This window comes from Mycoplasma sp. AC157, assembly GCF_054343415.1.
Window position 1 is genome coordinate 12,669 of record NZ_JBTGVE010000009.1, and the last position, 16,614, is coordinate 29,282.

The 16,614-nt window shown below is 27.0% G+C and carries 5 protein-coding genes; 2 read left to right on the plus strand and 3 right to left on the minus strand.

Going from position 1 to position 16,614, the window contains the following annotated elements:
* Positions 1-304: 304 nt before the first annotated feature.
* From ACXX84_RS02185 to nadE, 3 genes are all read right to left on the minus strand, one after another.
* Complete coding sequence (locus tag ACXX84_RS02185) at positions 305-1,363, minus strand: Eco57I restriction-modification methylase domain-containing protein (RefSeq protein ID WP_436358462.1); 1,059 nt, start codon at positions 1,361-1,363, stop codon at positions 305-307.
* Positions 1,356-2,069: a hypothetical protein gene (locus tag ACXX84_RS02190; protein WP_458572817.1), complete on the minus strand. Its 714-nt coding sequence runs from the start codon at positions 2,067-2,069 to the stop codon at positions 1,356-1,358. Before ACXX84_RS02190 ends, ACXX84_RS02185 begins: the two co-directional genes overlap by 8 nt.
* Before the next feature lie 84 nt (positions 2,070-2,153).
* Entirely contained in the window at positions 2,154-2,882 is a 729-nt protein-coding gene (gene nadE, locus ACXX84_RS02195; RefSeq protein ID WP_458572818.1) for an NAD(+) synthase, read from the minus strand.
* A gap of 262 nt (positions 2,883-3,144) precedes the next feature.
* Here nadE and ACXX84_RS02200 point away from each other — a divergent pair, with 262 nt between their 5' ends.
* Together ACXX84_RS02200 and ACXX84_RS02205 are read left to right on the plus strand one after the other, a co-directional pair.
* Complete coding sequence (locus ACXX84_RS02200; protein WP_458572819.1) at positions 3,145-12,903, plus strand: hypothetical protein; 9,759 nt, start codon at positions 3,145-3,147, stop codon at positions 12,901-12,903.
* Positions 12,904-13,087: 184 nt separating this feature from the next.
* Positions 13,088-16,612: a lipoprotein 17-related variable surface protein gene (locus ACXX84_RS02205; RefSeq protein ID WP_458572820.1), complete on the plus strand. Its 3,525-nt coding sequence runs from the start codon at positions 13,088-13,090 to the stop codon at positions 16,610-16,612.
* The last annotated feature ends 2 nt before the right edge of the window (positions 16,613-16,614 follow it).

Below are 16,614 nucleotides of genomic sequence, written 5' to 3' on the forward strand. Positions count from 1 at the left end.
CCCATAAAACAGGCATAAACGGTTTTTTAATTCTTGAAACTAGGAAAGACGGGAAAAATAGTATTTGATGAAGAATAATTAAAAAAATCATAAATAACTTACAAAAATGAAGATTAAATTCCTAACTTTTGTTTTGTCTATTTATGATTTTTTGTCTAATTTTAATAGATTTGTGTTTTGCTATTCTCAAATCTCTTACTAAAAAAGTAAGCAAGAGAAATTTAGACAAAATATCTTACACTTCCATTAAAGTAATCAATACAATGTTGTACTTTAAATAATTATTTTTATTTCATTTTTATTATTATTTATTACTGAATATAATTGAACTTAACAGTGATTGAGAAAAATGAAATCTGCCATCTTTTTTAATTCCTGCTTTTTCTCAGTCAAAATTATTAAGTTTTTCAAGAATCTCCATAGTTTCATCAAGAGAACAAAAAGTGTAAATCGAAAGAACTGATGCATCATAATGTATAAATTTGTTCTCTTGTGTATTTTTTAAAATATAAAAAGGTTTTTCTTTTCTTGTTAAACAATTAACAAAAATTTGAAAAGAAAAATTATGTGGACTTTTAGGAGTTGGTCTTATCCACTTTTCAGGCTCGTAAGCTATTTTTGTTGTTTTTAATGTTCTTTCAGTTTGTGAATTTATAAATTCTGTAAGTCCTGCTTTAATTTTGCTATTAAAACCAGAAGCACCGCCTACTTTTACTACTATTTTATGATTTAATTCTAAAGGCTTACCAAATATTATTTTTCCATTATTATAAAAATATTCTAACTTTTTAGGATGATTTTTAGTTTTAACTATTTTTACTATAGAAGTAGGAACTGATGCGTTTTCTCACACGTTTTCAGAAATCGGTTCTCAGTATGTTATGGAAAAATTATCATATATATGTTTTATTAATTTTTTAGCACTACTATTGGAAAATATTTTGCTTGATATAATTCAAATTAATTCTCCATTTTCTTCTAAATCAAATAAAGCTTTTTCAAGAAAAAAATAAAATAAATTAGGTTTATGATTTAGAAAGTTTGAATGCAAATTTTCTTGAATGTTTTTAAAGTCTACATAAGGAGGATTTCCTATTATAACATCACTTTTAAAGTTGGTGTTAAAATAGGAATCAATGATGGCTTCTTTATGACTTATAGTGCTGTCTTTTTCAATTGCAATAATTTCCGAATTGCTGTATTTTTCCTTTAATTTATAATAAAAATTACCTGTTCCGGATGAAGGTTCTAAAATACGTTTTGGATTTTGTATAGATATTAATTTAATCATTTTTTCAACAATAAATTCTGGAGTAAAAACTTGGCCTAAATTCTTTTTATTTAATTGTGTTATATTATTCATTTTCATCACCTTTTTTTGTAAAGTATTTGTTAAAATCATTTAATATATTTGCTCTTTTTTCTATACTTTCTCTTAGGTAATGTAAAATAAATTGTTTAGCTTCATTATAAGTTCTGTATTTTAAATTTTTATTTTTGCTTCAAATACACTGAAATGGTAAATTATTTCCATTGGAAACTAAAGTTTCTATTTGTTTTAAAGAAGTATAGAATGATTCTTTTAAATTATTTTTATCAATGATCAAAAAATAATAATCTTTATAGTTTTCTTTAATATTGTCGTGAAGTTTTTGAAAATAATCATTTCAATTTATTTGATTTGAAAAATCTGGTTTATTTCCAGTTAAGGCAAAATAAATGCCACCTTTTGAATTCAAATTATCACCAGAATTATTGTCTAGGGAGGTTATTTTTAAGTTTATAGGAACAAAATATTCAGAAGTTTCACCTTCAATAGCTAAATCATATCATTCTCTTGGTTTGCTATCTGTTAGTTTTAATTCCATTTTCTTAAGTAATGATTTGATTTTTTGATTTGCTAAAATAAATTTTAAAATTTCTTTTTCATTAATTGTTGAGTTTGTTCTTCCATCTTCGAAATTTTTTGAAAAAGAAATATTAGAAACTTTGATTTCTTCAACTATTGCAAAAATAATTGTTTCTATAATTTTTTTGTCTTTTTCGCTTTTGCTTTCTATCGTTGTCATACTCTCCCGCCTAAATATTTCGTTTTTGCTTAAAAATATTAAAGAAAAAAACTAATTTAGGAAAAATGCCTTGTTTTTCCTACTTTAATTGATTTCGCTGTAATGTTTTGGTCTTGGTAAAGCAACTCTTTTGTGTTCACTAATTTTATGTTGTTTTTCTATTAAAACTATAGTTTTTGAATCAAGTTTACTTTTGTCTTTAAAGTAAGTTTCTAAGTCATTATAAGTAAAACCTAATTCTGCTTCATCGCTTTGGTTTTCTCATAAACCGGCTGTTGGAGTTTTATTGATAATACTTTCTGGAATTTCTAAGTATCTTGCCATTGCTCTTACTTCACTTTTAGTAATTTGTACTATAGGTAGTAAATCTACCCCACCATCACCATATTTTGTAAAATATCCAAGATACATTTCAGAGAAATTATCTGTTCCTAAAACAAGATATTTATACTCTTGTGCAAGAGCATAAAGAGTAGTCATTCTCAATCTTGGTTTAATATTAGCAATTGCAAGTTTATCTTGTAAATCAAAGGATTTTAGCATTGTTTCATAAGTATCTTTCAAATCAATAGTTACAGTTTTTAAATCAAATTTTTGCACAAGTTTTGCAATATCATCTTGATCGTTTTTCATGCTATTAATTGGCATAATAACACCAAGACTATTGTCTGGAAATGCTTTTTTTGCAAGAGTTGCAACAAGAGCAGAATCAATCCCTCCAGAGATGCCAACAATGACACCTTTCATATTAGCTTTAGCTACTTCTTGTTTTAATCATTCTATTAAATATGCAGTGTATTTTTCTAAGTTCATAGTGCAAAAATTTTAGCACATTAATTTTTTAAAAACAAAATAAAAAGCACTTTTTTAGCAAAAAAATGATTTTGCAAGGCACTTTTGCTTATTTTATGTTTTTTTTATCAAAATATGGTAAAATTTTGTTATTTATTAATGTATACATATATTAGATTATTAATTATAAAATAATTTAATAGAATTTTGCTAAATAATTTTGCAAAAAATTTTTAGTAAAAAAATTAGTAAAAAATTGAAATAAATCTAAAAAGGAAAAGTTATGGAAGAGAAAAAAAATAAAAAATTTAGTAAAAAATTAGCAGCTATAATTGCCTTAGCTTTTGGTGGAGCAGTTATAGGTTCTGGTATATTGGCACCTTTTTTCATTTTTAAAAACTGAAAAGAAATCCAATATGATGTTATTGATATTGAACAAAACTTTAGTAAAACTACTGATAGTAGTGTTGCTTTTGATTTTGCTTTTAGCGATGAACAAACTTACAAATTAAACGGAAGTGATATTCATGTTTCTTTAATGGATGCTGATAAAAATGTTGTGCAAACAGGGGTTGCGAAATACGTTGATAGTTTAAGAAAATGAAGCTTTGATTCTACAGGATTAGCACAAAAGTTACAAGCTGGTAAAAGATATGAAATTTCTTTTGATACTGATAATAGAAGCATTACAAAAGAGAAAAAGAAATTTAATGTTTTAAACGAAGATAAAAAAGTTGTTGTAACTAAAGCTAACGTTTCTGAATTTGTAACAAACTCTATAAACTCTAGAGAACAAAAAGTTACTGTTAAATTTGCTGATGAAATTAAATCATTAGATGGTAAAAAAGCAATCTTAAAATATCACTATACAACTACTCAAGAAGGAGTAGTTGATCCAAACAATCAAGATAAAGATGTTAAAAATGAAGAAACAAGAATTTCTTTTGACCAAGCTGTTGAAATTAAAGATGGACAAGCAGAATTTATTATTAAAGGATTACAACCTGCAAGAAAATATACAATTGAATATGTTGCAATTGTAGATGAAAAAGATTATAATGGAATTGTTTCTCAAAGAGAAATTACTGTTCCTTATAGTGTTGAAGCAAAAGAAACATTTAATACACCAGCAATCAAACTAGAAGTAAATACAGTTCAAACAATTAAAATGGAAAGTAATACTGGACAAATTTTAGTAGGATTTTTAAAATCAAACGATGAACCAGAAATATCATTAATTGGAAAACAAACTAAATTAAAATACAAAATTAAAGGAACTTCTGAAGTTAAAGAAATTACATCAACTGTGATTGGTAATTCATCTATTTTTGACTTTAACGGAAGCAGCGATGCAGCCACTTTAAAAGAAGGAACAGAATACGAAATTATTTCTGTTGAAGCAGCAGATTCAAGTGTGCAATTCAAAGAAAGTCTTAAAAATGATGCTAAAAAACCTTTATTCTTTAGCACTAAAGAAGCAGTAAGTGCTATTACTTTTGCAGAAAGACATGCAAAGGAACAAACATTTACTATTGATATTAATTCACAAAATAATAAAGCAAATTTAGATGGAGCATCTATTGAAGTTTCTTTAGAACCTTTCAATGATAAAGCAATTGAAAAACAAGTTTTAACTAAAAAAGCAGGAACAGAAGATGTTTATACTGCTACATTCCATGCAACACAATTATTACAAGGATTAACCTATAAAATTGCTAAAGTAAAAATAACTCTTAAAGACTCAACAGATTCATTCAATTTACCTTTTAATTATGCAATCGAACAAAACGATGCATTAAGATCATTTACTACAATTGTTGGAGAAGCAGATTTAAATATACAAGGTTATGCAAAAACAAGTCATAACTCTGCATCTGTTAATTTAGTATATAGTCCAGAAAATAACTTTTTAAGCGGAAAAACCCTAGTTTTAAGCTACAAAAAAACCAATCCTGCAAGTGATGAAGTATTTACTTCCGAAGCAGTTGCTAATGCTCTAAAAGTAACTTTCAACCTTGGTGGAGATACTACTAAAATTAATGAAAATCCTGATGGTTCAACTAACGCAAATGATAAAGTAGCAAAACCACTTGATTCAGGTGCAACTTATACATTATTAGGTGTTAAAATCAAAGACACTGATGAAATTAAAACTAATTTAAGAGCAGATAATGAAAATCAAAAAACCTTTACAACAAGTTCTAGAATTAAACAAATTCAAGCTTTTGATATTACAGATACATCTGTTAAATTAAAAATAACTTTTGCGGATGCTCTTAAAACAATTCTCCAAACAACATCAGAAGATGGAACAGTAACGCCTTCTCATAGAAAAGCAAAAATACTTTACCAAGTAAATAACACCAAAGAAGGACAAGAAACTCTAACTTCTACACCAATTTCAACTAATTTAGTAGAAATAACAGAAGAAGGAGTTACTTATACTTTAAATAACTTATTAAAAGGTGTAGAATACCAAGTAACAGGAATTCAATTTGATATTGAATTACCTACTTTCTATGGTAGAGAAGTAAGTTCAAGACAAGACAACAGTTTTACTACAACTGCAAAACAATTTGATGTTCAAAAAATTGAATTTGAAAATGAACATGAAAAATCTGCTGACATTAAACTATTTTTTGACTTAAATTCTGATATTGTTTTAGTTAACAAAAAAGTAGATATTTACTTTAAAGAAGCAGAAAATGCAAATGCAACTGAAAAACATGTTGTAGCAACAATTGATGAATTAGGACAAGCAACAGGAAAAGCTAGTGATTTAGAAGAAGGTAAAAAATATCTTGTAACTAAAGTAATGCCTCATATTGAATCACAACCAGGAAATGAAACATTAACTGAAGCAGACTTTAATTATGTAATTCCTGCTACTATTACTGAAAATAATAAAACATTCTATACAAAACCAGCAGTTTCATTAATTACAAGAACCAACTTAAGTGAAAATTCTGCAACATTTGATTTTAACTTTGTTAACTCTAATCCTTCTTATTTAACAAATAATGCTAAAATCAAAGTAGTTTATACTAGTGCTGATGGAATTTCTTCTTTTGTTGAACAAGATTTAACTGCAGAACAATTCAATTCCAAAAAAGTAACTTTAACTTTTAATAACTTAGAAAAAGTTACAAGTTATACTATTGATAAAGTTACTATTGCTAATCAAGAAGTTCCAAAAATAACAGGATTTAATGAAGAATTAAATAAATTCACAACTCCTTCTTCAACTGCAAAAGTAATTTCTTCCAACCAAATTACTAATGGAGATACTGATGTAACTTTTGAACTTGGATTTGATAATGTTGTAGATAAATTTATGGATACTAAATCAGTTGATGTAACTTTAACTAAAGACAACTCAAGTGATAGAGTAGTAGCAAGAGGAACAGTTGAAAGTGGAATCTTAAGAATTCATGCACAAAACCTTGAAGCAGGAACAAAATACAATATTACTGCTTTTGCTTTAAGTGAAGGATCAACTGACAACATTAGTGTTTCATTTGCAGATAGTGTTCAAGCAAACAACAGATTTATCTTTACAAGACCACTTGTTAATAACTTTGATTTCCAAAACGTTTCTGAAACAAGTGCAACAGTAGTTGTTCACTTTGCTGATTCACAAAACAACTACAATAACAAACACGTAATTTTATCTATTTTAAATAAAGAAAATAATGCAGTTACTGAAATTAATTCAAGTTCCTTAGCTTCAGGTAGTCAAACAATAGCAAATAAACAAATTACTTTTGCTTTAAGTAATTTAAGTAAATTTACTCCTTATGAAGTAGTAGGAATTAAAGTAGATACTTCAGGAAATAACTTTGAAGATATTACTATTAAAAGTGATATTACTAAAACCTTTAATACAACTGCAACTAATGTAGCAGTTGAAAGAATTAGTACAGAAGATATTACTAAAAACTCTGCAAAAGTTACTTATGTATTTAATAACATCGATGCTTACTTAAATACCAGAACAGCAACATTACATTATACTGTAGCAAATGGTAGTGAACAAACTGCTACTGCAACTATTAGTAATACTCTTGGAGTAATTCATGCTGACTTTAATTTAACTAATTTAGAAGAAGGTGCAAGTTACACTGCAAGTAGAATTACTATTGATAATATTCAAAATATTACTAATGATACTGCTACTTTCTTTACTTTAGGAGTAGTACAAAATGTAGTTGCAACTACAGTTAATGAACAAAATGCTACTATTACTGTTAACTTTACTAATGCAGATACAACTAATACCTTTAATAATAAAAAAGCATTAATTAAATTTGCATCTGCTGCAAATGGAACACTAAAAACAGCACAAGCAACTATTAGTAATAATAGTGCAACCTTTAATCTAGAACACTTAGATAAAAATACTAAATACATTTTACAAGATGTTTCTATTGAATTAGATCCTGCACGTGCAAATGACTTTAGAATCATTGATTTAGATAAATCATTTACAACTGAAAATCAAGAACAAAGAATTAGAGACTTTACTACTAAAGCAACTTCTGCAACTGTAATTAGTATTATTGAAGATAACAATAATAAAACTAAATCTTCAACAAGTGTTACATTCCAGTTTGATAGAGTTGTAGATGCCTTTCTTGCAGATAAAAGTGCAACTTTAACTTACATTAATAAAAAAGATGGAAGTAGTGCAGTTACAACAGCAACTGCTGCTACTGTTAGTGGTGCAACTAACTCTCTAACTTTTGAGTTAACTAATTTAGAAGAAGGAGCAGGATTTACAGTTCAAACAATTAATATTGATGGCGTTGCAGTTAATTTTGCAGATAATGTAACTAAAGACTTTTCAACATTACCTGTTGTAAGTGCTATAACTAATAATCTTCCTGCAAATAATGATACTGATACAAACATAGGATTAAATTTAACCTTTGGCGATGGATTACATTCACTAAATGGTAAACATGCAAGTATATCCATTAGTAGTGCAACTAATGGTTCACAAACACTTTATACTTCAGAAGCAACAATTGCTAATAACAGTGTTTACTTTAACTTAACTAATTTAGATAAAAATAATCAATTTGTAATTGATGAAGTAATAGTAGATGGTGTTACTATTGAATTTAATACTGCATTAAGCGATCAAAATAATGCAGCAAGAAAATTCAAAACAACAGCAAAAGAAGCTAAAGTTACTTCACTACAAACTTTAGAAGCATCTAAAGATTCTGTTTTATTATCAATTAACTTTGATATTAATAAAGATTGATATTTAGTTAATAAAAAAGCAAAACTTAAATTTACAAAAGAAAATGAAACTTTTGAAACAACTGCAGGTACTATTAATGATGAAGGTTCATTAATTATTAATGTTAATAATCAATCATTACTTGAAAATAAAACCTTAAGTGCTGGTACTGGTTATACTTTAACTGAAGTAGTAATTAGTGAAAATAATGATACTAATACTACTATCAGTTTAAGTAATTTAACAGAAAATAATAAAAAAGATAATGTCTTTAGTACTTTATCTACTATTAATGCTATAGCAGGAGTTAATGGTTCATCAACCATTAGTACTACTGAAAATTCAGCACAAATTAAAATTACACTTCAAACTCAAGATACAACTTTAGTAAATAAAAAAGCATTTGTGCATGTTGTAAACAACTCTACAAATGCAATTACTACAGTAGAATCTACTGCTAACTTTAATGCAAGTAATGAAGTAGAATTTAATGTTACAGGATTACCTAAAAACGATACTTATACCGTTTTAGGTATTAGCATTGGTTCACAAAATGCTCAAATATTAGAATATGAAACAACAGTAGCAGAAAGTGCTAAAACTTTCAGAACACAACCAACAAGTGCAACTGTTACAGGTATTAGTTACAAATGATTAGATGCAAATAAATCAAAAGCACTTGTTACTTTAAGCTTTGATGCTGATGTTGACTCCTTTATGAATGGTAAAGCATTGAAGTTAACTTATAAAAAAGTTGCTCCAAATGATGGACCACACTCAGGTAATGATGTAATTACAGTAGCAAAACAAGATGGACAAGATATTATTGTTCGTGGTTCTACTATTAAATTTATAATGCAAGGTAGAATTGATGAAAATGGAAATCAAATAAATAATAATGGTAATGGTTATAATAATATTCAAGTAGCAACCGATACGGGAACTACACCTATAGCAGCGAGTTTCAAAGGATTAATTCAAGGTTCTAAATATAAAATTGAAAGTTTACAAACAGTTAATTCTAATGAAAATATAACTATTTCTTTTGCTAATAATTTAAATACTACACATGAATTAATTACTCCTGATGGTGTTTATAGGTATGATATTGCTAATAACGTTGTTGGAAGAGATGGAGTTTCAATAACAATTCAAGCATCTGTAAGTAGTCAACAAGATTTAAAGGCAATAAATCGTGCTAATCCAAGTAACATTCAAACTAATACTCCTGGAGCAATTAAACTTAGATTTTTCAATATTGCAACAGGTAAATACGAAGAATTAGGGGTTAATCAAGTAGCAATAAAAGATTACAATACTTACTGAATTGAATTTACAGGAAAATTATCAAAAGAATCAAGATATAAAATTGATAATATTGTAATAAATGGAGTTTCTGCTGTAGAATCTCCTATTGATAATTGAAATAAATTCAATCAGCATTCTTATTTCAATACTAATAGTAATTATGCAACAGTTACAGATATTGAATATGGAGAAAAAACAAAAACTAGTGCAAAAATATCTATTGGATTTGCTAAATCAGATGAAAACTTATTAAGAAATCATAAAGAAATAGTTGTTTCTTATAGAGAAACTGGAACAACAAGAGATGCACAAACTATAACTGGACAAATTGATCCTAATACTAAAAAATTAGAATTAAATATTAATAATTTACAACCAGGAAAAGATTACGAAATTACTAACATTAAAGTTAATGCTAAACAATTAAGTATTGCCAATGAACCTTTCCCTGAATTTAACTTAAGTGGTAGCACAGGAAGTATTGAACCTACTAACAAAACCTTTAGTACATTACCTGTTATTGATCAAGTTACAACTAGTGCAATTGATGAAAGAAGTGCACAAGTTACAGTAAGATTACAAGGTGATGTGTCTGATATAGATACAAATGCATCTGGAATTCTTGTGCTTAATAAAGTAAATAACACAAGTGATGTAAGTGCTTATAATACAGCACAAAATGTACACTTTGATCCTACTGCTAAAACAATAAGATTTGACTTAAGTAACTTAGAAAAAAATACACTATACAATATAGTTAGTTTAACTATTGGAGATAATACATATGATTGATTATCTTCAGTACAAGATGCTAATAAACAATTTACTACAACTGGTACAACTGCAACTATTACTAATATTAGTTACTCTAATATAGTAAATCAAGAAGCAATAGTTAGAGCAACTATTGCTAATGTTGATAGTTATACTAATGGTAAGAACTTAAAAGTTAAATATAAATTATTAGATGATAGTAATAATGAAACAGGAAGCGAACTAAGTTCAGATAATGTAACTATTAACAACAATACTGCAGAATTTACTTTAAATAATCTAAAAAATGGTCAAAAATACAGAATTACAGGATTTGCTAATGAAGTATCTGCTGGTTCAAGCGATCATAGCGTTGCCTTTACTGTGGATAATGGTGTAAATAAAGAGTTCTCTTCTTATGTAGGTATAAAACAAATAAGTAGCACTACAGAAGAAGAAAGTGCTTCAATTACAGTAACCTTCAAAGATTATGAACCTTCTAGAGTTGTTGGTAAACTTGCAATTTTAAGATTACAAAATTCTAATGAAGATATCTTTGCAACTGTAAATGATCAACAAGAAGCAACATTTACAGTTAGAAATCTTGCTAAAGAAACTCAATATACAATAGATACTATTAAAATAGATAATAATACTTTAAGTTACTATGATACAATTCAAAATACTGATAAACAATTTACTACATTAGGTACAACAGCAACTATTACATCTATTAGTAGTACTAATAGTGAAACAGATACAGTTGATGTTACTTTAACATTTGCAGCAAAAGATAAATACTTAAATACTAAATCAGTAAAATTACGTTATAAAGAAGCAAATGCTGATGATTCAACAATAAGAACAAGTACAGCAGCAACCGCTATTACTTTAGATACTTCTACTAATCTTGCTAAAGTTGTATTCCATTTAGTTAGCTCTGATGTAACTTCAGGTAAAAAATATGAAGTTATAGGATTAGAATCACAACAAGCAGCAAACCAAAGTGGAATCACCTTCAGTATCTCTGATACTATTAATGTAGCAGCAAGAGATACTAAATTCTTTGAAACAAAAATATCTCGTCCAACAATTGCTAGTGCTAGAATTGTACAAACAACAAATCCAGAAGGAAATACTGATACATTCTTATCACAAGTAGAATTAGTATTTAATGATCCAAATGATGCATTAAATACTAACTTAATTAACTCCTGAAACTTTAAATTAAAAAATGATAAAAGTGGAAGGGAACAAGAAGTTAGTGGACTAAAATTTGTTAACCGTTCATTTACAAGAGATAGTAGTGCTAATACAACTACTGTAACCTTCTACATAGAAGGAGATGTACTACAGTGAGCAGCAAGAACTAATAAATTAGAAGTAGACTTTAGTTACTTTGATAATTTAGATAAAACTAATTCTAGAGGAACTGGTACATATATTTCTACATTAGCAAATGGTACAAGTACTATAGACATTAGAACACAAGAAAACTTTGTTACTACATCATTGAGTGGGGTTCTAACAACAGGACAAGATTTTGAATTCCACTTAAAAGTTTATGATCCAAAAAGATTATTAACTGATGCTGGAACACAATATGGTGGATATAGTTATTCCGGAGATTCTCAAACAAGTACAGCAACAACAGGAAATGCTTTTGATTATCAAGTTAGAATGAAAAAATCTATTTTTAACTTAAGAGGAAATCCGGGTGGAAATTATTATACACCTTATAATGATGGTAATGGTGCTAGTGAAGAGTTAAAAAATAAATGAAGAGAACTTTCTAACTATAACATAAGTAATGTGTTCCCTGATGGAGATAAAGTAAATCATAATATTGATATTCAAGCAAATAATTCTAATTTAGTTTATAAGAATTTAAATACAAATAAATGAAAATTTAGATCAGAAGGAAGAGAATGAGTAGATGTATCTTTAGGTCTTAAAAGAGATGTCTTATGAGTTCATAGATCAACAGAAGCAAATCAACAAGATTTCGTTGATGTTAGATTAAGAATAACAGCAGGTGGATCAGGTAAAGATTTTATAATTGCTAAAATTTTTAACTTTAATCTTGAAAACTTTAAAATTCAAAATGCAAAAACTTTATTTGCACATAATTCACCAAAAATATGAGAAAATTACCAATCTCCACTATTAACAGGAACTGGTTCTAACTTCTTAGGTACAGATTTTGTTGCCGGAGATCAATGACAATTAGGAAGAGCATCAAATATATATAATACTAATACTGGTAAAAGTAATCCAGATGCTATCTCTCTAAAAGAAGTAATATATGATGAAACTTCAGGAAAATTAAAAGGAATTATTCATTTACCTGCAACTGCTAGAACAAGTAATCCATTAACAGCATTAAATAATTTTGATAATAGAACAAATGAACAAGCTTATTATGGTTATGCTTTATTTATAAACGCTAAAGGAGATGAATACATTTTTGGTGATGAAAATGGTTTACCTATTGATTTAGCAAGTTCCTTAGTTTATAAACAAGAAGGTGGAGCTCAAGATTATACAAGCGCTGAATTTACTGTTAATTTAAGAAACGTTAATATCCCAGATAATCAATTACCAGAAAATGGAGAAAAACTAAGATTTGTTAATTTTATATGAACTCTTAGTGATACTGCATTAGAATTCTTATTCCCATTCAACTGATTAGATGCTTCAAAATCATACAAAGAAATTGTTTACAAAAAATAATTTTTAATAAATACATTCTAAATTTAGGATGTATTTTTATGTTTTTTATAAAACTAAAAAAAGAATTTTTCTTTAATTTTAATGTATTTTTAGGTGTTAAAAAGGTAAAAATTTGCTTTTTTAGCAAAAAAATGTATAATTATTATATTTATAAATATAATAGAGTGAAAATGAAGGGATTATAATGAGTAAGAAAATAAAAATAATTTTATCAGCAACTGCAATTACAACTGCAGCAGTCGGTGCAACAGCAGTAGCTGGTTATTATTTTTTTAAAAAGAATGATCATCAAACTTCCATTCAACCAGCGGAAAATAATAATTCATCTAATAATCAAAATGTAGATGATAAACCTAAAGTTAACCAAAATGGTTCAATAAAAAAAGACAAAAAAGTTTTAGCAACATCAAAAAATAAAGATGTAGAAGAAAAAAAACAAGAAGAAAATTTAGAAAAAGAAGATTCTAAAAAAGAATCTGAAATTTCTTCTAATCCTTCTGATGAAAATACTTCTGCTAAAAAAGAAGAACCAATAACAAGTGAACCAGATAGTGAAATTTCTGATTCAACTACAACTACTGAACAACCTACAACAATCAAACCTAATAATAGTGATAATATTCCTAGTGAACCAGTTGTAGAAGAACCAATAGATACAACAAGAGATGAAGAATTTGAAAATGCACCTCATTTAGATGTAACTATAAATGACAACAACTTAAGATTTAGTCAAATTGAAAAAACAAATTTCTCAATTAATAATCCAAATTCTAACTTAAGTTATGAAATTGAAAGTTTTAAATTAAACGATAATCAAACTTCAATTTCTATTGTTGTTAAAATAACAAAAGATGAAAAAAGTAAAACTTATATAATTGAAAACTTTACTAACTTCAAAACAGAAGAGCAATATTACAATGAAATATTAACAGAAAAAATAGAGCATTTAACTTTAATTACTAAAAATGAATCAGTAAATAAAAAACTAAATGAATATACAATTAATGATTTTGCAGTTAATATCCCTGATGATGATTATCAATATAACTTACAATCATTAACAACAGTAACAGAAGATCAAGAAACTGGAATAAGAGTTACAACTATTAGTGGAACAATTGCAAAAGATAATCATTCTAAAGAATTTAGTTCACAAGTTAGTTGAAAATTTGAAACAGATAAAGAGATAGTACAAAGAGTGATTAAGAACAAACAAGTTTATCAAGCACAAATAGATAAGTTATTTAATAAAAAACTTATTCCTAGTGAAATTGATTTAAATCCTGAGGTTTTATATTATCACGATACTCAAGATGATGTATTTTTCACTGTTAATAGAGCAGAAGAAAGTAATGATGTTGAAGGAACAACAAGATTACAATTTAATGTAAGAAAAAATGATTATGTTTCTTCTGTTGCACTAACATTTAATGGATTTAATAAAATAGTACCAGAAGATAAAGATTATAATAATACTCATAGATCTGCTACTTGAAATATTAATGCACAAGAAGCAGATCCTACATCTTATAAAAAAGATTATGTATTTACTCCAATTGGTTTAGGTGGTAAAATTGGTCAAAATTATTGATATGTAAATAGTGATCAAAGTAAAGATATTACTTTTGAAATTAATAAGAAAAACAATAAACCTATTTATGTTTATAAGTTAGAATTAATCTTTTTATATTATAGTAATTATTATAAAGAATCTAATTACTATCATATAGAGTATAAAACAAGTGCAAGTGGTAATTGACATCAAGCAGATATGAGTACGATTGTAAAACAGGAAATAAATCCTTGGCCCTATGCAATTCCACATATTACTAATACAATAGATATTAAAAAAGAAGTAACGGCAATTAGAATTGTTTTTGAAAAAGGAAAACAACCTTCATCATATGTAAATCTTTCAAGTTTAATGCCTTACATTAAAAAGTATGATTATAGTAATGAAACTACAGAAAATAATAATGTTGTAGAAACTATTACACCAGAAGAGAATATAAATGCTACCGAAATAACTAATAATCCACAAGTTAATGAAAATCCAATATTAACTTCAAGTGATAATTCTACAAGTAGCGAGCACCCGGTAACTTCTACTGAAACACCGGAAGAACCATCAGTTGTAAATAGTCCAGAAGAACCAGTAGTGAAAGAGCAACCATCAACTCCTACAGACAATTCTACAACGACTGCAGTTGATGATCATAGTTCTGTAAATGATGATCAAAGTGCAAATAATACAAACTCTACAGAAGATATTAATGTTATACCTTCTACTCCAGAAGAAATAACAGTAAGTAATTCAAATGATTCAGAACCAACAAACGCAATAACAACTATTGAAGAACCTACAACAAGCGAACCTAATAATAGTGATAATACTACTAACGAACCAGTTGTAGAAGAACCGATAGTTCCTTCAAGAGATGAAGAATTTGAAAATGCTGCTCATTTAGATGTAGCAATAGATAATAACAACTTAAGATTTGGCGAAATTCAAAAAGAAAATTTCTCAATTAGCAATCCAAATTCTAATTTAAGTTATGAAATTGAAAGTTTTAAATTAAATGAAAACAAAACTTCAATTTCTATTGTTGTTAAAATAACAAAAGGTGAAAAAAGTAAAACTTACACAATTGATAACTTTACTAACTTCAAAACAGAAGAGCAATATTACAATGAATTATTAACAGAAAGAATTGAGCATTTAACTTTAATTACTAAAAATGAATCAGTAAATAAAAAACTAAATGAATATGCTATTAATGATTTTGCAGTTAATATTCCAGATGATGATTATCAATATCATTTAAATTCATTAACACCAGTAACAGAAGATCAAGAAACAGGAATAAGAGTTACAACTATTAGTGGAACAATTTCTAAAGATAATCATTCTAAAGCATTTAATTCACAAGTTAGTTGAAAATTCGAAACAGATAAAGAGATTGTTCAAAGAGTAATTAAGAACAAACAAGTTTATCAAGCACAAATAGATAAGTTATTTAATAAACAACTTATTCCAAGTGAAATTGATTTAAATAGTTCATCACTTCATTACTATGATACAAAAGATGATGTAAACTTTACTATTTCTAGAGCAGAATCGCTAAAAGATTATGAAGGAACTGCTATACTTCTATATACAGTAAGAAAAAATAATGCATCTTCTACTGTTTCATTAACATTCAATGGATTTAATAAGATAGTAGCAGAAGATAAAGATTATAGAAATAGAAATAGAAGTGCTACTTGAAATATTAATGCACCACAACAAAGTTCAAGTTGAAAAAAAGAATATGTATTTGATCCAGTAGGTGCATTTGGTAAAATTGGAAAGAACTATTGATATGTAAATGCAAATCAAAAACAAGATATCACTTTTGAAATCACTAAGAAAAACAATAAACCTATTTATGTTTATAGTTTAGAGTTAATCTTTATGAATTATTATGGTTATTATAAAGATCAACCATTCTATCATATAGAGTACAAAACAGTAGATGGTAGCTGACATAAAGCAGATATGAAAACTCTTGTTAAAAGAAATCAAAATCATCACACCATTCCACACACTCACAACACAATAGATATTAAACATGAAGTAATAGGTCTTAGAGTTGTATTTGAAAAAGGAAAACAACCAGCCTACTACAACCATATTTCAAGTTTAATGCCTTATATAAAAGAAAGATAATA